The organism is Haloarcula limicola (assembly GCF_010119205.1).
In the GTDB taxonomy this organism is placed as follows: domain Archaea; phylum Halobacteriota; class Halobacteria; order Halobacteriales; family Haloarculaceae; genus Haloarcula; species Haloarcula limicola.
In genome coordinates this window covers 249,390-266,620 of record NZ_WRXM01000004.1, presented here as the reverse complement: position 1 = coordinate 266,620, position 17,231 = coordinate 249,390, and the positions used below count along the sequence as shown (strand labels likewise).

Annotated in this window: 20 protein-coding genes and 1 pseudogene; 9 read left to right on the top strand and 12 right to left on the bottom strand. The window is 66.7% G+C overall.

The genetic code is table 11. From position 1 onward, the window contains the following. A partial coding sequence (locus tag GO488_RS18235; RefSeq protein WP_479682646.1) for a beta/alpha barrel domain-containing protein occupies nt 1-392 on the bottom strand: 392 nt, incomplete at its 3' end. A gap of 135 nt (nt 393-527) precedes the next feature. Here GO488_RS18235 and GO488_RS20260 point away from each other — a divergent pair. The 3 genes and pseudogenes from GO488_RS20260 to GO488_RS18220 form a co-directional block, all read left to right on the top strand. After that, nucleotides 528-908: pseudogene (locus tag GO488_RS20260) on the top strand (response regulator); the annotation flags it as partial. Nucleotides 909-1,035: 127 nt separating this feature from the next. After that, nucleotides 1,036-2,037, top strand: coding sequence for a sensor histidine kinase (locus tag GO488_RS18225; RefSeq protein WP_162319274.1), 1,002 nt, complete (start codon nt 1,036-1,038; stop codon nt 2,035-2,037). A 45-nt stretch (nt 2,038-2,082) separates the two neighbouring features. Beyond that, nucleotides 2,083-2,856 (top strand): DUF1405 domain-containing protein, encoded by a 774-nt coding sequence (locus GO488_RS18220; protein WP_162319273.1) that lies wholly within the window; start codon nt 2,083-2,085, stop codon nt 2,854-2,856. A gap of 58 nt (nt 2,857-2,914) precedes the next feature. Here GO488_RS18220 and GO488_RS19745 read toward each other — a convergent pair whose 3' ends face one another. The 8 genes from GO488_RS19745 to GO488_RS18185 form a co-directional block, all read right to left on the bottom strand. After that, nucleotides 2,915-3,091, bottom strand: a complete 177-nt coding sequence (locus GO488_RS19745) for a hypothetical protein (RefSeq protein WP_164509660.1) — start codon at nt 3,089-3,091, stop codon at nt 2,915-2,917. A 98-nt stretch (nt 3,092-3,189) separates the two neighbouring features. Beyond that, nucleotides 3,190-5,922, bottom strand: coding sequence for a valine--tRNA ligase (locus GO488_RS18215; RefSeq protein ID WP_162319272.1), 2,733 nt, complete (start codon nt 5,920-5,922; stop codon nt 3,190-3,192). Between the two features lie 475 nt (nt 5,923-6,397). Next, a complete protein-coding gene (locus GO488_RS18210) occupies nt 6,398-7,306 on the bottom strand; it encodes an HFX_2341 family transcriptional regulator (RefSeq protein WP_162319271.1) in 909 nt (302 codons plus the stop codon). A 57-nt stretch (nt 7,307-7,363) separates the two neighbouring features. Beyond that, entirely contained in the window at nt 7,364-7,774 is a 411-nt protein-coding gene (locus GO488_RS18205; RefSeq protein ID WP_162319270.1) for a YgaP family membrane protein, read from the bottom strand. A gap of 106 nt (nt 7,775-7,880) precedes the next feature. Then, nucleotides 7,881-8,363 (bottom strand): peroxiredoxin family protein, encoded by a 483-nt coding sequence (locus tag GO488_RS18200; RefSeq protein WP_162319269.1) that lies wholly within the window; start codon nt 8,361-8,363, stop codon nt 7,881-7,883. A 98-nt stretch (nt 8,364-8,461) separates the two neighbouring features. After that, the gene (locus GO488_RS18195; RefSeq protein ID WP_162319268.1) at nt 8,462-9,985 is read right to left on the bottom strand and encodes a sodium:solute symporter family protein; all 1,524 of its coding nucleotides are present in this window, start codon (nt 9,983-9,985) and stop codon (nt 8,462-8,464) included. A 1-nt stretch (nt 9,986) separates the two neighbouring features. Then, nucleotides 9,987-10,196 (bottom strand): DUF3311 domain-containing protein, encoded by a 210-nt coding sequence (locus GO488_RS18190; protein WP_162319267.1) that lies wholly within the window; start codon nt 10,194-10,196, stop codon nt 9,987-9,989. A 75-nt stretch (nt 10,197-10,271) separates the two neighbouring features. Further along, nucleotides 10,272-10,616 (bottom strand): tRNA-binding protein, encoded by a 345-nt coding sequence (locus tag GO488_RS18185; protein ID WP_162319266.1) that lies wholly within the window; start codon nt 10,614-10,616, stop codon nt 10,272-10,274. Between the two features lie 50 nt (nt 10,617-10,666). On the opposite strand from GO488_RS18185, the gene GO488_RS18180 reads away from it, so the two are divergent. Further along, complete coding sequence (locus GO488_RS18180; RefSeq protein WP_162319265.1) at nt 10,667-11,383, top strand: sugar phosphate isomerase/epimerase family protein; 717 nt, start codon at nt 10,667-10,669, stop codon at nt 11,381-11,383. 142 nt (nt 11,384-11,525) lie between these two features. After that, nucleotides 11,526-12,851, top strand: coding sequence for a DNA primase DnaG (gene dnaG, locus GO488_RS18175; protein ID WP_162319264.1), 1,326 nt, complete (start codon nt 11,526-11,528; stop codon nt 12,849-12,851). On the opposite strand, the gene GO488_RS18170 is transcribed toward dnaG, so the two are convergent. Together GO488_RS18170 and GO488_RS18165 are read right to left on the bottom strand one after the other, a co-directional pair. Next, nucleotides 12,848-13,264, bottom strand: coding sequence for a GNAT family N-acetyltransferase (locus tag GO488_RS18170; protein ID WP_162319263.1), 417 nt, complete (start codon nt 13,262-13,264; stop codon nt 12,848-12,850). The two genes, dnaG and GO488_RS18170, sit on opposite strands and share 4 nt — an antisense overlap. Then, entirely contained in the window at nt 13,261-14,604 is a 1,344-nt protein-coding gene (locus GO488_RS18165) for a DUF92 domain-containing protein (RefSeq protein WP_162319262.1), read from the bottom strand. The genes GO488_RS18170 and GO488_RS18165 overlap by 4 nt, the downstream gene beginning before the upstream one ends. 135 nt (nt 14,605-14,739) lie before the next feature. Here GO488_RS18165 and GO488_RS18160 point away from each other — a divergent pair, with 135 nt between their 5' ends. The 4 genes from GO488_RS18160 (at nt 14,740) to GO488_RS18145 (ending at nt 16,808) form a co-directional block, all read left to right on the top strand. After that, entirely contained in the window at nt 14,740-15,348 is a 609-nt protein-coding gene (locus tag GO488_RS18160; protein ID WP_162319261.1) for an undecaprenyl diphosphate synthase family protein, read from the top strand. Nucleotides 15,349-15,440: 92 nt separating this feature from the next. Beyond that, complete coding sequence (locus GO488_RS18155; RefSeq protein WP_162319260.1) at nt 15,441-16,085, top strand: helix-turn-helix domain-containing protein; 645 nt, start codon at nt 15,441-15,443, stop codon at nt 16,083-16,085. A 96-nt stretch (nt 16,086-16,181) separates the two neighbouring features. Further along, a complete protein-coding gene (locus GO488_RS18150; protein ID WP_162319259.1) occupies nt 16,182-16,529 on the top strand; it encodes a DUF7344 domain-containing protein in 348 nt (115 codons plus the stop codon). A gap of 9 nt (nt 16,530-16,538) precedes the next feature. Next, nucleotides 16,539-16,808, top strand: a complete 270-nt coding sequence (locus GO488_RS18145) for a HalOD1 output domain-containing protein (RefSeq protein WP_162319258.1) — start codon at nt 16,539-16,541, stop codon at nt 16,806-16,808. Nucleotides 16,809-16,895: 87 nt separating this feature from the next. Here GO488_RS18145 and GO488_RS18140 read toward each other — a convergent pair whose 3' ends face one another. Beyond that, nucleotides 16,896-17,192, bottom strand: coding sequence for a DUF5789 family protein (locus tag GO488_RS18140; RefSeq protein WP_162319257.1), 297 nt, complete (start codon nt 17,190-17,192; stop codon nt 16,896-16,898). Nucleotides 17,193-17,231 lie beyond the last annotated feature (39 nt).

The following is a 17,231-nucleotide window of genomic DNA, read 5'->3' as shown; positions in this document are numbered from 1 at the left end:
GAGGTGAAGTCGCGCTTGTCGATGTGATAGCGGTCGTCAGCCGGTGTGAGCACTTCGCTCTCGTCGATCATGTCGACACCCGTGGCTTCGAGAATCTGGGCCTCCTTCGTGTGGCCGATGCGGGACTTGCCCATCACGGGGATCGACACCTCGTCGATGATCTGCTCGACTTCCGCGGGGTCGGCCATTCGGGCGACGCCCCCTCGTTTCCGGATGTCGGCCGGGACGGCCTCTAAGGACATCACCGCAACTGCGCCGACGTCCTCGGCGATGCGGGCCTGTTCGCGCGTGACGACGTCCATGATGACGCCGCCCTTCTGCATCTTCGCGAAGCCGCGCTTGACGAGATCCGTTCCGCGGCGCAGCTCCTCTAGATCGGTAGCTTCGGGCATTGTCAGCGGCTTGGAACTGGATTTACCTAACGGTTGTCCTTGGCCGGAACTGAGAGACGGGACCGGCGTGAACCGGAGCGAAGCGTGACGGACTGCGGCGAACGCGGCGTGGCTACCCCTGTAGTCTTTTATAACATGATGCGCATACTGTGCGCAATGGGCACGGGCACGAAGTGGTCGCCGGTGGAGCGCGAGGAGCGCGCGCGAGTTTTGCACGTCGACGACAACGCCGACTTCCTGGACGTGTCGTCGGCGATGTTGGCACGCCAGTCCGACGCCCTCGAGATCGACACGCTCAGCGATCCCACGCAGGTCACGGAGCGACTGGCGACCACCGAGGTCGACTGCGTCGTCTCGGACTACGACATGGAGCCGATCGACGGGCTCGAACTCCTCCGAACCGTTCGAGCGGACCGCCCCGACCTCCCCTTCGTCCTCTTCACCGGGAAGGGCAGCGAGGAGGTGGCGAGTGCGGCGATCTCCGCGGGCGTCACGGATTACGTCCAGAAGAGCGGCGACAGCGAGACCTTCGAGATGCTGACGAATCGCATCGAGAACGCCGTGGACCTCGCTCGGACGGAGCGGGAACTCGCGTACAAGAGCTCGCTGCTCGATACGATCTTCGGAACAGATACCCCACCACATGTACGTCAAGGACAGCGAGGGCCGCCACCTCCGGGTGAGTCACGCTCACATCGACGACCCGGACGCCGCCGTCGGGAAGACCGACCGGGAACTGTACCCGGCGACTCACGCCGACGAGACGTACGCCGACGACATGCAAGTTATCCGGGACGGCGACCCGATCATCCACAAGGAGGAACAGACCATCGAGGAGGTCGGCGAGACGTACAGCTTCGATCACCTCCTCGACAACTACGAACAGGACGTCGTCACCACCAAGCGGCGATACAACGAGTGGGCGCTCACCTCGAAGGTCCCGTGGCGCGACGAGAACGGCGACATCGTCGGTCTCATCGGCCTCACCTTCGACATCAGCGACCGGAAGCACTACGAGCAGTCCCTGGAGCGACACACGGAACGGCTCGAACAGTTCCTCGCCGAGGTCGCACACGACCTCCGGTCGCCGCTGCAGGTAGCCGACGCCAACACCGAGCTACTCCGGGAGACCATCGGTGAGAACGAGCGACTGGACGCGATCGAACGCAGCCACGACCGCATCGCGGGGCTGGCCGAGGAGTTGGGGAGTTTCGCCCGCCACGGCGACCTCGAACCGGACCCCGAAGCGGTCGACCTCACCGACGCTGTCAGGGACGTCTGGACCAGCCACGCCGTCGGCGAGGCGACGCTCTCGGTGGACGACCTCCCGACCGTCGAAGCGGACCCGACGGAACTGACTCGGCTGTTGGACAACCTCGTCGACAACGCGATCGACCACGCCGGGCCGGAGGTGGCGGTCACCGTCGGACCGCTCGCTGACCGGACGGGCATCTACGTGGCCGACGACGGCCCCGGCGTCCCGGCCGCGGAGCGCGAGACGGTGTTCGCCACCGGTTACACGACCGCTTCCGACGGGACCGGGCTCGGCCTCGCCATCGTCGAGACCATCGCCGACCGACACGACTGGTCGGTGACCGTCACCGAGAGCGAGAGCGGCGGCGCGCGCTTCGAGATCCGGTTCTGAGTTCCCGACCGCTAGCGTTTTGCCGCCGCCTCCCTACCGCCCGGTATGGCAACGGAGCAGGGCGTCGGCGGGCGCATCGAGGCAGTCGTCGCGCGGTTCTTCGGCGGGCCGCTCCCCGACAGCGAGGGCCTTCCGCGCTACGTGGCCCCGCTCCCGACGTGGCTCGAGAACGTCGGCCTCCGGTTGGCGTGGCCCGTCGCCCTCGTCAACCTCGTCGGGACGCTCTTCGGCTTCTGGTACTACGCGGGCCGCCCGCTGAACCTCGCGCCGCCGCTGGTCGAGGGGCAACTCGGCGCGGCCCCGCTACTGGCGTATCCGCTCATCCCCGACTCGCCCGCCGCGACGATGTTCATCGGCCTCTCGCTGGTCGCGTGGAAGCGCGGCTGGAACGCCGAGTGGCTCCACGCGCTGGCCTTCTTCGGCTGTATCAAGCTCGGCCTCTGGACGCCGTTCGTCCAGTTGGTCGTCAACGGCCCCGGCGGCATCGCGGCGTGGCTCTACTGGTTCCTGATTCTGAGCCATCTCGCGATGGCGCTGGAGGCGTTTCTCATCCATCGCTACGCGAGCTTTTCCGTGCCCGCGGTCGCCGTCGCCGTCTTCTGGTACGGCTTCAACGACGTGGTGGATTACTTCGTCGCGGTGCTGGGCGGCCCGCACCACACGATTCTCCGGGCCGAGGTCGTCACGGGAGGGCTGGACCACACGCTCCCCGCCCACGACCTCGCGGCCGGGTGGGCGGTCGTCCTGACGATCCTGGCGACGTTTCTGGCGCTCGCGACTCGCATCGAGAAACTGAAGCGGCGGCGGGCGACCGCGTAGTCGCGTCGGCCGCGTCGGTCGTCTCAGTCTCGTCGGCCTCGCTTCCCTCCGTCTGCCGTCAGATGGTGAACGAATCGTCGTCGTCGCGCTCCTCGAGGACCCACTCCAGTTCCTCGATGGCGCGTAGGATCGCCACCTCCGCTTCGTCCTCCAGTCCGGAGGTCGGCGGGTCGTGGCTGTCGTACTCGTCTTGCAGCGCCTCGATGCGGTCGCGTATCTCTGCCTCCGATTGCATGCGCGGAGATACCGCGCCCCCCACATTGATGCTACTGGTCCCGGCGACGGCGGCGGGGTTCCTCGAAACGCAGTCGCTCGCCCGGCTCTCCCGCCGCGTTACCGCACCACGACGACGGCGTTCTCCGTCTCGGTCATCTCGCCCTCGCCGGAGTAGGTGCGGGACTCCTCGACCTCGAACATCTCGGCGGCGAGTTCGAACTCGCCGCCCGACACGACGAGCGTCCCGTCCTCGATCTCGTAGTCGCCCTGCGCGATCGCGCCCTCGATGGCACCCACGTCGTTGCCGAACTGCGGGCCGACGACGGAGTAATCGAGGTCGATGTCGCTGATCTCGGTCGTGATGTCGGGGGCGTCGTCGAACGTCTCCAGGGTCTCGACGTGCATCGCCTCGGCGACCGCGTCGGCGAAGCCCTCGACGTGGCCGTACACCTCGACGTGTTCGAGGTCGGCGTTCAGCGGCAGGCCGTTCTCGGTCTTGTATCGGCGGAGCGCGGAGACGACCTCCATCGCCGTCTCGCCCGCCGCTAAGTCCGCCTCGTAGCCGCCCGCGACGGGCCAGTCGGTCGTGTGGACCGACCCGTCCTCATCCACCGGGTCGGCTGTGTCTGCCGACCCGCCGGCCCGATACATCCGGTCCCACAGCTCCTCCGTGATGTGGGGGAGGAACGGCGCGAACAGCTGGAGGAACGTGCGGTGGGCGGTCAACAGCGTGTACTCCGTCGAGGCGTCGCCGCCGTCGCTGAGCCGCTGTTTGGCGATTTCGAGGTAGTCATCGCAGAACGTGTTCCAGAAGAACGACCGCAGTTCGTTGCGGGCCTTCGAGAACGCGTAGTCCTCGAACTTCGCCGTGACGGAGTCGATGGTCGCGTCGAGTTCCGCGAGCATCCAGCGGTCGACCGCGGCCAGTTCGTCCTCGGGGACGTCCTCGACGGACGTCTCCGCCGGCGTCAGCTGGTCGACCAGCCGCGAGGCGTTCCAGAGCTTCTGGAGCAGGCGCTCGCCCGCCTCCAGATCGCCCTCCTTGTACGGGAAGTCGTCGCCGATGGAGGTCCCGGCGGCCCAGTAGCGGGCGGCGTCGACCGGGAAGTTCTCCAGGACTTCGCTCGGCGGGATGACGTTGCCCTTGGACTTGGACATCGCCTCGCGGTTCTCGTCTAGGACCATCCCGTTGACCATCACGCTCTCGAAGGGCACCTCGCCGGTGTGCTCGTAGCACTTCACGACGGTGTGGAACAGCCAGAACGAGATGATGTCGTGGCCCTGCGGCCGGAGGTCGAAGGGGTACAGCTCGTCCATCGCCATCTCGAAGGACTCGCTGCCGGCGTTCCAGTCCCACTCGGCGTTGATGAGCGGCGTGAGCGAGGAGGTCGCCCACGTGTCGAAGACGTCCTCCTCGGGCGTGAACGTGTCGTGACCGCAGTGGCTACACTCGCCGACCGGCGGATCGTCCGAGAGGGGGTCGACCGGTAGCTGCTCGCGGTCGGCGAAGGTGGGCTCGCCGCACTCGTCGCAGTACCACACCGGGATCGGGATGCCGGAGTCGCGCTGGCGGGAGATACACCAGTCCCACTCCAGCCCCTCGATCCAGTGCTGGTAGCGGCTGTACATCTTCTCGGGGAACCACTCCATGTCCCGGCCCGCCTGCAGGTACTCGTCTTTCTTATCGAGGAGCTTGATGTACCACTGCTCGGTGACGAGGTACTCGACCTCGACGCCGCAGCGCTCGTGGACCTGCACGGTGTGTTCGTGGTCGCGCGATTCGAGCAGGGAGCCCTCGACGTCTAAGTCCTCGATGATGGCCGCGCGGGCCTGCGTGGTGCTCATGCCCTCGTACTGCTCGGCGAGTTCGGTCATCGTCGCCGACTCGTCGATGGCCAGCCGTAGGTCGAGGTCGTGGGCCTGGTACCACTCGATGTCGTTCTGGTCGCCGAACGTACAGCACATGACGAGGCCGCTGCCGGTCTCCATGTCGACGCGCTCGTCGGCGATGATGGGCACTTCCTGCTCGAACAGCGGCACCTTCGCCGTGCCGCCGACGAGGTGCTGGTTCTCGTCGTCGTCGGGGTGGACGAAGACGGAGACGCACGCGGGGAGCAGTTCCGGGCGCGTCGTCGAGATGGTGAACGTCTCCTCGGCGTCGCCCTCGCCGGGGGCGTCCCCGTTGCCGTCCTCGACCAGCTCGAAGGCGATGTCGTTGAACTTCGTGTGCTTGTCCTCGTCCTCCTGTTCGACCTGCGAGATGGCGGTCTCGCAGTCGGGACACCAGATGGTCGGCGCGCGCTGGCGGTACTCCCGGCCCTGCTCGTAGAGATCGAGGAACGAGAGCTGGGAGATGCGCTGGACGCGCGGCTCGATGGTCTTGTAGGTGTTGTCCCAGTCGACGGAGATGGCCAGCGACTGGACGTCCTGCGTGAACTCGTCCTCGTACGTCGCGCAGACGTCGCGGCACTTCTCCTGGAACACCCGCCGCTCGAAGTCCTGATGACGGATGTCCAGTTCGCGCTCGGTCAGGCGCTCGGAGGCGATGCCGTTGTCGTCGTAGCCGAAGGGGAAGTACACCGTGTCGTCGGCCATCCGATGGTAGCGGGCGACGAAGTCCTGTAGCGTGAACTGATAGAGGTGGCCCATGTGGAGGTTCCCCGACACCGTCGGCGGCGGCGTGTCGATGGTGAAGCGGGTGTCGGCGTCCCCGTCGTAGGCGTAGGTGTCCTCGGTCACCCAGTGGTCCTGCCACTTGGGCTCGATCTCGCCGGGGTCGTACTCCCCGTCGAGACTCTCTCGCTGGTCTGCTGTCGATTCCTCGGTCGGTGGGTCCTGTGTGTCACTCATGTCGAATCTGTGAACTCGCAGTCGGTCGAAAACGGTGCGGGCGTCGAGAGGTGGAGTTAGTGGGGCGTGGAGACCCCTACTACGGGTACGAGAACGGAGCGGGAGGCTGCTCGACGCGCCATTACGTGTACGTGGGCGAAGCGGGGGATTAACGACTTCGGTTTTCTGGTGCTGGATTCGTCGATGAGAGAACTACGACGGTGACCGGCTCGAACAGCCAGAAAGCCCCGCTAGCGATAGTCGAGCCGCCTGTTATCGGAGAAAAAGAGAGGACCGCGAACAGCCAGAAAGCCCCCGAGCGCTCGATTGCCGGGACTCGCTGTGCGCGCTCGCTTCGCTCGCGTGCTTGCGTCGTCCGGGCTAATCGAGCGCTCGGCCCCTTTCAGTCCCACCTGTGTCGACTGATTGATCATCTACGAGGTGGGGCTTTCTGGCTCTGCCGACCCATAGTGTCATACAAATTATCAATGGCGTTTCAAAGCAGGTCGTGTTCGCGTTCGTCCGCCGAGTGCGAGCGGACCCACAGCTCGCCGATGCGCGAGAGGCGCGTTCGATACGACTTGCCGTGTTCCTCCTGTTCGATGTAGCCTTTCCCGCCGGGGCCGAGGCGGTCGACGTTGTAGATGACCTTCGAGCGGAACGAGTCGGTGTACTCCTCGCCGAGTTCGCGGGCCAGTTCCTGTGCGAGTTCCGAGACCGACTCGAACTCGCCGTGTTCGCCGAGGAGAAAGAGGATGACCTCCTCGAAGGGCTTGACGTTCGAGAAGGAGGCGACGGGGAGTTCGACGATGTGCGAGCCGTCGATCTCCTTCGCGCCGATGGTCGTCCCGCGCTCGTCGAACTCGTCTAGGAGGTCGAGGGCGGTCTCCAGTCGCTCGTCGACGTCGGCGGCCACGTCCTCGCCGTCCTTGAGGCTCTCTAAGAGGGCGACCTGTTTTCGCAGTTCCTCGGCCAGTTCCGTCTCCAGGTACTTCTCGGGGACCGTGTAGTAGGTGTGGATGCGGTCGCGCTCGCCCTCGCGCTCGACCATGATCGAGTGGGCGGCAGTGGCGAACGCGAAGGAGACCGTGCGGGGCATCGCGGAGACGTTGACCCACACCTCGTTGCCGGCGTCGAGCTCGTCGTTGATGAGCTCGAACGCCTGCTCGAACGCCTCGTCGTAGGCGTAGACGTCGTCGACGACGAAGCTCTCGGTTTCGGCCCCGAGCAGGTTCCGGTAGTCCTTCTCCAACTTCTCGGCGAGGTGACGCGAGTACTCGACGTTGGCCTCGGAGCCGACCGCCCCCTCCAGGAGGATGACGCGGTCCACGTCGAGCTGCTCGCGCACCAGCGGCGCGATGAGCCGGTCGTAGTCGAAGCCGACCGGGACGATGTGGGTCTGCATACGTACTACACCTCCCGGCGGCTATAAAAGCGAACAGACTCGGTACGCGAGTCGTCGTCAGTTACAGGTCTCGTGGACGATGTCGCCGCTCTCGTTCGGGCCGCGCGCCTCGCCGGTGACGATGTCGTTACCGCAGGCGGCACAGGTCAGCGTCCAGCCCCGCTCCTTCTTCGAGCCGGCGATCGACTCTTCGTCGCTGCTCGCGTCGCCTTCGTCGCTCTCGCTGATGGAGACGACCGTTTCCTCGTCCTCGCTCTCGCCGCCGGCGGTGTCTCGGCCCAGCACGTCGTTCACGCCGCAGTAGCCGCTGGTCGCGTTGAAGCCGAACACGAGCGCGCCGATCCCGGCGAGCAGTCCGCGCAGGCGCTTTCCGTTCCGGAGCGAGCGAACCGCCGCGACGGTCAGTACGACGGCCAGCGCTGCGCGTGCGAGTCGGTCGCGGCCACCAACGTTCTCGTTGAGGTCCATACCGAACCGTCGGACTGCACGTCCTTGTAGGTTCACCTATCCGGACGGCCTGCCGGAAACGGGCGGGGCGGCCGGCCGCCGAAAACCGGCCGAGAGACGGCCCCGCTCACTCGCCGTACGGGTCCTCGTACCCGTTGCGGATGAAGTACCGAACGAAGTTCCCGTAGGTGCGGTCGGCGGCGTTGTCCGCGACCTGTTCGTACTGGACGGTCCCCTCCTCGTCGACGACGTACGTCCCGGCGATGCCGGTCAGGCCGTGGCTCGTCTCCTCGGTCCCGCTGTACTGCTCGGCCACCTCGCCGTCGGGGTCGGCGAGCAGCTGGATGTCGAGGTCGTAACGGTCCCGCATCTCGGTCACCTTCGGGAGCGGTGAGGTCACGACCGGGAGGACGTCCACGTTGTCGTGGAACCAGAGGTCGTAGGACACTTCGCTGAACGTCTGGAGGTGCTCCGCGCAGAAACTGCACCAGTGGCCGCGGTTGACGAGGATCACGGCGGGGCCGTCTTCGAGGTGTTCGGAGAGCGAGACCGTCCCACCGGCGGTGCTTTCGAGCGAGAAGTCGGGTGCCGCTGACTGTTCTAAGCTCATACGGGGGCCGTTCGCCGCTCCGCGTCATAACGGGCCTCCGGTTGTGGCGATCGGACGCACAGTCGGTCGCTCTCTCGACGGTGAACCGAGCCGCCGTCTCAGTCGGCCTCGACGCCGTCGACCTGATAGGCCGCGCGGTTCTCCCCGGGGGCGGCGCTGGTCGCGAGCGAGACGGCGACGGTCAAGACGGCTCCCAGCAGAATGCCGATGATACCCGGCGTCCAGCCGAGATAGGCGGTCGGGAGCGAGACGGCGAGCCCCGCGAGGCCGGCGAGCGTCTCGACGACGGGAAAGACGTGCAGGACGTAGAACAGCTGGCTCCCCACGACGCCGGCGTACATCCCGTCGCGGGTGGTCCCGCGCCAGTAGAGCGCGAGCGCGACGGGCAGGGTGAGCTGGGCGAACCCGCTGAACGCGGTGTCGCCGATCTGGACGAGCGTGCCCGGCGAGTAAAGGCTGGCGACGAAGGAGAGCGCGGCGAAGGCGACGACGCCCGCGCGGGCGACGAGCGTCTCCCGGGCGTCGTCCGTCTCGCCGCTTCCGAACGCGCGCTTCAGCGGCCGGTAGACGTCGCGGGTGAGATACGACGACCCCGACAGCAGCATCGAGTCGCTGGAGGACATCATCGCCGCCATCGCGCCGGCGATGACCAGCGCGGCGAACCACGCCGGCGTATATTCGCCCAGCAGCGCGGGGACGACGTTGCCGCCCTCCGGCACCGTCACGCCGAGCCCGGCGGCCCACGACCCCAGCATGAACGCCGGGACGAACAGGAGGAGGACGAGAATCGGCCACAGGGCGAACGTCCGCTTGAACACCGTCTTCGACCCGGCGGCGAAGAAGCGCTGGTTTATCTGCGGGAACATCGTCACGCCGAAGGCGATGCTCACGGCCGTCGAGACGATATACTGCCGCGTGTAGAGGCCGCCGCCGAGCGCGAGGAACTCCGGGTCGCTCTCGGCGACTGCGGCGGTTGCCGCGCCAGCGCCGCCGACGGACGTGAGAATCCACGCGACGGCGGCCCACACGAGTGACAGCATGAACAGGCCCTGAATCGTGTCGGTCCAGGCGACGCCGCGCATCCCCGAGACGGCGACGTACAGGATCATGAACAGCGTGATGCCGCCCGCGCCGACCCAGAAGGGGATCTGCCCGTCCGTCAGGCCGACGATGGCCTGTCCGGCTCCCTTCTGCTGGAGCATCACGTACGGGAACAGCCAGACGAGGCTCACGCCGGCGACGAGGACGCGAAGTCGCGTCGAGCCGAAGCGGTCGCCCAGCATCTCCCCGAGCGTGACGTAGCCGTGGCGCTTGCCGACGAGCCACTGCTTGTAGCCCAACACGTACCAGAGGACGGCGAAGACGATGCCGTCCATCAGTCCCATCACCAGAATCCACTCAGGGCCGGCGCTGAAGGCGAGGTTCGGTCCGCCGAAGAACGTGAAGGCCGAAAGCAGGGTCGCGAAGGTCGTGAAGAGCAGGACGACGGTGCCCAGCGTGCGACTGGCGAGGTAGTAGTCCTCGGCGTTCCGCTCGGTCAGGCGGTAGGCGACGACGCCGACGGCCAGCGCGACGACCATGTACGCGCCGACGATGCCCAACTGGAGCGCAGTGTCGGCCATCTCAGCGCACCTCCTCGACGCCGAGACCCCAGTCGGTTCGGGCGAAGACGGCGAAGACGATACTCGCCAGCACCATCCAGCCGACGTGCCACCAGAGCCACACCGGCAGGCCGAACGCGACGCTCGCGTTTCGCCAGAGGAACCACGGGACGGCAAGCGCCATCAGCACGAGCGCGACGGCGGCCCAGCCGGCGGTTCGAGCGGACGTCATGATTGGGTTTCGTATCCGCTGGCGATACTAATAGGTTTCGAACCTTCACACGGCGGATGTGAAGAAAATTCCTTTTCAGTAGACGCGCGTTCCGGGCTCGACGTCGCGTTCGGTCGTCAGGTGGACGACGCCGTCCTCGCCGTCGACGCCCGTGACCAGACACTCGCTCTCGAACCCGGCGACGGTGACCGTCCCCAGGTTCACGACGGCGACGACCTGCGCCCCCAGTAAGTCCTCGGGGTCGTAGACGTCGGTGAGCCTGGCCGCAGACTGCAACGTCTCCTCGCCGAAGTCCACGTCGAGTTTGTACACGTCCTTTCGCGCTTCGGGGAACGGTTCGACGTCGACGACCTCGCCGACGCGCATCTCGACGTCTTCGAGGAACCGCGTCGGATCGATCTCGGCTTCGGTGAACGTCATGGGTGCTTCTTGTGCACGGTTATTTATCAATCGCGGCCACAGGACCCGGCATGCGCACGGCAATCCAACTGTGGACGCTTCGGAACGTCGACGCACCTCTCTCCGCTCTCTTCCACCGTCTCGCGACCGCCGGGTACGAGGGCGTCGAGTTCGCCGGGCTCGGCGACTCGTCCGAGCGAACGCAGTTGCTCGACGCCGCCGGCCTGTTGCCCGTCGGCGTCCACGTCGACGCCGACGAACTCCGGGCGGACCCGGCGGCTATCAACGGCGATCTGGAGACGCTGGACGCCCCTTACGCCGTCGTTCCCTACCTCGACGACGACCACTTCGCCGACGCGGCGGCCGTCGACGAGACGGCGGCGACGCTCGACCGCATCGCCCGCGACCTCGACCGCCCGCTCCTCTATCACAACCACGTCCACGAGTTCGTCCCGGTCGGCGACGAGACGGCGTTCGACCGGCTCATCGAGCGGACGACGGTGGGTTTCGAACTCGACGCCGGGTGGGCGCAGGCCGCCGGACGAGACCCGGTCTCTCTCCTCCGGAAACTCGACGGACGCGCCCCGGTCGTCCACCTGAAAGACGTCACCGTCGACGGCGACCCCACCGACCTCGGCGAGGGCGTCGTGGACCTCCCGGCCGTCGTGGCCGCCGCCCGCGAGGCCGGGACGGACTGGCTCGTCTTCGAGTACGACGATCCGGACGACCCGCTCGCCGCGATGGAACGGGGCATCGAGGCGATGGACCGGTTACTGGCCGAGGCGTGAAGCGACGGCGACGCGGGCGCTGTCGGGTGGTAGACAGTCACGGACGCGGCGGCGACGCCAAGCTTATTTAGAGCGGCGTCGCGTACCCCGGCGTAGTGACAGCAGTCCGTCGCGTGGGCGAGCGACGGACAGGAACGGAGCTATGCACGATACAGCGAAATATCTCATTCACGCGGACATCACCGCCGCCGGGGTCGTCGAGCGGAGCGACGTCGTCGGCGCGGTGTTCGGGCAGACCGAGGGGTTACTGGGCGAGGAGATGGACTTGCGGGACCTACAGGAGTCGAAGAAGGTCGGACGGATCGACGTCGAGATCCGGTCCGAGGGCGGGCAGTCGTTCGGCCAGATAACGGTCGCCAGCGGGCTCGACCGGGTCGAGACCGCCATCCTCGCCGCGGCGCTCGAAACCATCGAACAGGTCGGTCCCTGCAGGGCGCAGATAGAGGTCTCGGACATCGAGGACGTCCGGAGCGCCAAGCGGCGCGAAGTGGTCGACCGGGCGACGGAGCTACTGGCCTCCTTCGAGGCGGACTCCATCCAGACTGAGGACATCGTCGAGACGGTGCGCCAGCGCGCCCGCGTCGACGACATCACGGAGTACGAGGGGCTGCCCGCCGGCCCGCGGGTGGCCGACTCCGACGCCATCGTCGTCGTCGAGGGGCGGGCCGACGTGCTCCAACTGCTGAAGTACGGCGTCAAGAACGCCATCGCCGTCGAGGGCACCGACGTCCCCGAAGCGGTCGCGGACCTGACGACCCGTCGGACCGTCACCGCCTTCCTCGACGGCGACCGCGGCGGCGACCTCATCCTCAAGGAGCTGGCACAGGTCGGTGATGTGGACTACGTCGCCATCGCCCCGCGCGGCCGCTCCGTCGAGGAACTCTCCCGCAGCGAGGCGATGAAATCGCTCCGCGATAAGGTCCCATACGACGCCGTCGCCGACGCCGACTCCCCCGCCGCTGCGATCGAGGAGAACGAAGCACGCGACGACGCGACCGCCGTCGACAGCGACCGAGGGCCGGTCACGGACGAAGACGGTGGCGAAGCCGCGGCCGTCGCCGGCGTCGACGGGGGAACGGCGGCGAGCGAGGCCGACTCGACGGAAACGGCGTCGACCGCCGGACCGAGCGGCGACGGCGACGCGACGACCGACGCGACGGCGGCCGACGAGGCGGACCGCGAGCGCCCGACGCTCTCGGACCACGTCGACGCCGTCATCCGCGCCGACAGCGGGACCGTCCGGCTACTCGATGACGACCTGCGGGTCCTCGCGGAGGGGGACGCAGACGAGGTGGTCTCGATGGTGGGCGACTGCGACGAGACGCCCCGAACCGTCGTCGTCGACGCCGACTGTTCGCAGAAGATTCTCGATGTCGCCGCCCAGCGCGGCGTCGGCACGGTCGTCGCCACCGGCGACGGCGAGTACGTCAAGCAACCGACGAGCGTGCAGGTCAGGACCGTCTCCTAGAGGTCACGCGACAGCAGGACGCCGTCGCCGTCCTCGTAGTGGTCGTCGATCCGCTCGACCATCTCGAAGTCGAACGTATCGTAGAACGAGCGCGCCCGCTCGTCGTCCTCGCGGGCGGTGAGTCGAACCGTCTCGAACCCATCGTTTCGGAGGCGGACGAGCAGCGCTCGCATCAGCCGAGTTCCGTAGCCTCGGCCCTGCATTCCCGGCGCGACGGCGAACTCCGCGACGTAGGCGACCGGCGAGTCCGGGACGACCAGCGCGTACGCGATCGGGCCGTTCTCGTCGAGGACGACCACGATCGGCGGGCCGGTGATGGCGACGTCCAACAGCCCCGGCCACGGCTCGTCGAGGGCGGCCGTCTGAATGGCGCTGAGTCGGTCGCTGTCCTCCGAACGCGCCTCGCGGATCATACGAGCCCGACCGCGAGCGCGACGCCGCTGCCAGCCAGCGCCGCCGCGAGCGTCGCCAGCATGTTGACGCCCTGATTGCCGACGACGGTTCCCTCGACGGTCGCGCCCAGCAGGCTGTCGACGGTCATCCCGACGAGCCCGCAGCCGACGACGACGACGGCCCCGACCGGGCCGACCGTTTCCAGCGTCGCGGCGGCGATCCCGGCGATGATGGCCGCGCCGGCCAACCCGGCGACGACTCCCTGCCATGTGACGCCGCCGTCGGTGCCGGGCTCGACCCGCCGGAGAGTGGTGATGAGCCGCGGGTTGTCGTAGAGGCCGCCGAACTCGCTGGAGAAGGTGTCGGTCATCGCCGCGGCCACCGCCCCGGCGAAGGCATAGAGGAACAGCCCCGGTTCGACGGCGATGTGGCTCGGACTGGCGACCCACGCGATGACCGCTACCAGCGCGACGATGGAGTTGGCGAGGACGTTCCCGCTCCCCCGCGCGCCCTCGTCCTCCTGTGCGATGCCGCGCTCCAGTTTCTCGTCGTAGCGGAACTTCGACGAGAGGCCGCCCAGCCCGAAGAACGTGATGAGCATGGCGAACCAGCCGTACCCGCCGAGCACGATTGTCAGCAGCGAGAGGAGGACGCCGGTGAGCATCCCCGGGAGCGAGGCGGTGTCGAGCGCGTAGGCGACGTAGCCGAGGACCGCCGAGACGCCGAGCGCGATGAAGACCCGCTGGGTGCCGACGGTCGGATCGAGTTCGAAGAAGAGCCACAACAGTAAGCCGACCGACAGCATCACCAGCGGGTCGTCGCGCTCGAACAGCACCGACCGGAGCAGCGCCGCGACGAGCGCGCCGGTCCCGGCGAGGAACAGCGCTTCGGCCGAGTCGATGGCGACGCCCTGAATCCGGGCGGCCACCAGCTGCGCGACGACGCCGGCGGCGAACCCGACGACGACGAACCCGGCGGCGGCGACCACCTCGTCGCTGTGGACACGGTGGGCGAGTCGCTGCCCGAGGTTGCCGTAGGAGACGAGGACGACCGTCGCGACGAACACCCGCACCGGGAGCCCGAACTGCACCGCGAGCAGGGCCAGCCCGGCCGCGGCCAGCGCGAACGCCGCCAGCCCGTAGAGCTTCCCGTCCTCGTAATCGCCGGGGCGGGCGAACAGTTCGAACAGCGCGGTCCCTTGGCCAACGGCGGTCATGGCGAGCAACGCGACCAGCGCGAACGGGCCGGTCGCGGCGACAGTCGCGAGCGCGGGCGAATCCAGGCCGGTGGCGACCGGGACGGCGAACGCGAGGGTCCCGACCGCGGCGAACGCGCCGGCACGCCGGACTGTCGAAGGCACGTCCCACCGGTATCCCCGAGAGCCACTTACCCTTTCCGAACTGACCGGGTCGCCGTCGGGCGCTCCGTTCGGGGATTCGGCGTCGTTGGTCCGCGTACCGTGGCTTTTAGGCGAACGCTCGATATACTCCCTCTCGTGGGTCTCTACGACCGCTATCTCGCCGCCCGCCTCCGCCGGAGCGACGCCACCTTACCGGAGACCGTCGCGCTCGTCATCACCGAACGGGACCTGCTGACCGACGGCGCGTACGCCACCCTAGAGCAGTTCTTCGAGTGGGCGGTCCAGTACGGAGCCGAGACCGTCGTCGTCTACGTCAGCGTCTTGGACGAGGAAGCCGTCCCGACGCTGCGCCGGGAACTCGCGGACCTCCGCACGCCTGAACCCGTCGCCGTCCGCGGCCCTGACGACGCGGCGGCCGTCGACGCGCCGATACAGATCTCCATCGGACTGGGCGGCCAATCCGAGTTCGCCACCGCCGTCCGGAAACTCGCCGAGGACGTCGATAGCGGTGACCTCTCCCCCGAGGAGATCGACGAGGCCGCCGTCGAAGAACACCTCGTCTTCCCGACGGTCCCGGACCTCGTCATCAAGACCGGGGCCGAGCGCCTCTCCGATTTCATGATCTGGCAGTCGGTCTACTCCGAACTGTACTTCACCGACGTGAACTGGCGGAACTTCCGCCAGCGAGACTACCTGCGGGCGCTGCGGGACTATCAGGAACGGCAGCGGCGGTTCGGCCGATAGGCCGAATCATGTCGGGCTTCGCTCGACAGCGGTTCGAACGGGAAGCGAACGGCCGACTATGGTTTGATTACCCCGTAGCGAGTATCGATGGTGTGACCGTTATCGCGGAGTTCACTATCGATTCGGACGAGTTCATCCTCGGACAGGTACTCGCTCGGAGCCCGAACACACACGTAGAGATGGAGCGAGTAGTACCGGCTTCCGGAAAGGTGATGCCCTACGTCTGGGTCCACGGCGGCGGGTTCGAGGAGTTCGAACAGTCCGTCCGGTCGAGTAAGTACGTCGAGCACCTCCATGCCCTCGACACTGTCGGCGAAAGCGCCCTCTATCGGGTGGAGTGGACCGACGACATCGAGAGCCTCGTCTACGGGATGGCGGAGACCGACGCGACGATCCTCGAAGCGCGTGGGAACGAAAAGTGGTTCTTCCGAATTCGATTCGACTCTCATCAGGGTCTGACCGATTTCCACAACTTCTGCATGGAACACAACATCGTATTCCGCCTCGAACGCGTGTACACGTTAGCCGAGGAACACGGCGACGGCCACAAGTTCGACCTGACGGATGCGCAACGCCGGGCGCTCCTGCTCGCCGTCAGAGGCGGGTACTTCGAGGTGCCGCGCGGGACGACGCTCGGCGAGCTCGGGGGCGAGATCGGTATCTCCGAACAGTCCGTCTCGGAAAACATCCGACGGGGAACGAACAAGATACTCACGTCGGTCCTGTTCGATTCTTGATGGTCTGTCGAGCGTGATCGATAACTCGATCATTACTTAAGTGGCTGAAATATCAGGTACAGGACCCTTACTACCGTGTGTCGAAGGTATCGATAGATGTCCGAGATAGAGTCTATCGACTGGGATGGGGTATTCAGGTCGCTGGCGAACTCGAAGCGCCGCGAGATACTGAATTTCGTCACTCGCGAGCAGGGGGCGACGACCGATATCGACATCGCTAGACATCTGGCGAACGACGCCCGCGACGAAACGGTGGAGCGGACTCGAATCTACCTGCATCACCTCCACCTCCCGAAACTCGATGAGTCCGGCCTCGTCGTCTGGAACCGCGATCGGGGGACGGTCGAGGAGACGGCGCTCACGTATCAACTCCCGCACGGTGCCCTCGTGTCTGCTCCCGGGACTGCCTCTCGTCGTGCCGAGAACCAGCAAGCGAACGACTGAGCGCAGCAGATGTCCAAGAAACAAGACAAAATAACGGAGCGAGTGTCGCTATCCGGTTCCGATAGAACCGTCGTCGTGGGGATAGTCGAAAGCGTCGCCGCCGTAACTGGCCGCGATCCCCTAGACCTCCCGCCGATCGTCGAAGTGATCGACTGCGACGCCCTCGAAACGCTCTTCTTCGAACCGGACCCCAGTTTGTTCGTCTCCTTCGAGTACGCCGGAGCGAGCGTCGAACTCCGGCGCGGAGGGGACTTGGTCGTTTCGCTGATAGATGCCTGAGAGCGGATTTGGTAGTCTCTACCCACAGAGAAGCGGGAAGTTGCGAGTTTCGGCTAAAGTCGAGAAACCGTAGCGGAGGAGAGTACGCTAGAGCGACTCTTCGTCTTGGTCGTCATCCCCTGCCGATTCGTCGGAGCGGTCGGAGTAGTTCTCGCGGCCGACGTGGTCGGCGTCGAGGTAGTTCATCATCGTGGTGTGGAGCTCCTCGGCGGACTCGAACTCCTCCGTCTCGCTGCGCTCGACGATCTCCTCGACGGTATCGTTGTCCCCGCCCTGGGATTCGATCTCGCGGTCACCGACCGTCTCGACGACGGTCTCCTTCTCGGCCGGGAAGTCCAGTTCCTCCTCGAACAGCTCTTGGGCTTCGGACTCTTCGATAGCCATGACAATCTCCCGTTCACTCCCGCTCCTCATACGCCCTGG

Bases quoted from the DNA above. Each gene is read 5' to 3' on its own strand.
- GO488_RS18225 (WP_162319274.1), top strand. From the start codon at position 1,036: ATGTACGTCAAGGACAGCGAGGGCCGCCACCTCCGGGTGAGTCACGCT.
- GO488_RS18220 (WP_162319273.1), top strand. From the start codon at position 2,083: ATGGCAACGGAGCAGGGCGTCGGCGGGCGCATCGAGGCAGTCGTCGCG.
- GO488_RS19745 (WP_164509660.1), bottom strand. From the start codon at position 3,091: ATGCAATCGGAGGCAGAGATACGCGACCGCATCGAGGCGCTGCAAGAC.
- GO488_RS18215 (WP_162319272.1), bottom strand. From the start codon at position 5,922: ATGAGTGACACACAGGACCCACCGACCGAGGAATCGACAGCAGACCAG.
- GO488_RS18210 (WP_162319271.1), bottom strand. From the start codon at position 7,306: ATGCAGACCCACATCGTCCCGGTCGGCTTCGACTACGACCGGCTCATC.
- GO488_RS18205 (WP_162319270.1), bottom strand. From the start codon at position 7,774: ATGGACCTCAACGAGAACGTTGGTGGCCGCGACCGACTCGCACGCGCA.
- GO488_RS18200 (WP_162319269.1), bottom strand. From the start codon at position 8,363: ATGAGCTTAGAACAGTCAGCGGCACCCGACTTCTCGCTCGAAAGCACC.
- GO488_RS18195 (WP_162319268.1), bottom strand. From the start codon at position 9,985: ATGGCCGACACTGCGCTCCAGTTGGGCATCGTCGGCGCGTACATGGTC.
- GO488_RS18190 (WP_162319267.1), bottom strand. From the start codon at position 10,196: ATGACGTCCGCTCGAACCGCCGGCTGGGCCGCCGTCGCGCTCGTGCTG.
- GO488_RS18185 (WP_162319266.1), bottom strand. From the start codon at position 10,616: ATGACGTTCACCGAAGCCGAGATCGATCCGACGCGGTTCCTCGAAGAC.
- GO488_RS18180 (WP_162319265.1), top strand. From the start codon at position 10,667: ATGCGCACGGCAATCCAACTGTGGACGCTTCGGAACGTCGACGCACCT.
- dnaG (WP_162319264.1), top strand. From the start codon at position 11,526: ATGCACGATACAGCGAAATATCTCATTCACGCGGACATCACCGCCGCC.
- GO488_RS18170 (WP_162319263.1), bottom strand. From the start codon at position 13,264: ATGATCCGCGAGGCGCGTTCGGAGGACAGCGACCGACTCAGCGCCATT.
- GO488_RS18150 (WP_162319259.1), top strand. From the start codon at position 16,182: ATGTCCGAGATAGAGTCTATCGACTGGGATGGGGTATTCAGGTCGCTG.
- GO488_RS18145 (WP_162319258.1), top strand. From the start codon at position 16,539: ATGTCCAAGAAACAAGACAAAATAACGGAGCGAGTGTCGCTATCCGGT.
- GO488_RS18140 (WP_162319257.1), bottom strand. From the start codon at position 17,192: ATGGCTATCGAAGAGTCCGAAGCCCAAGAGCTGTTCGAGGAGGAACTG.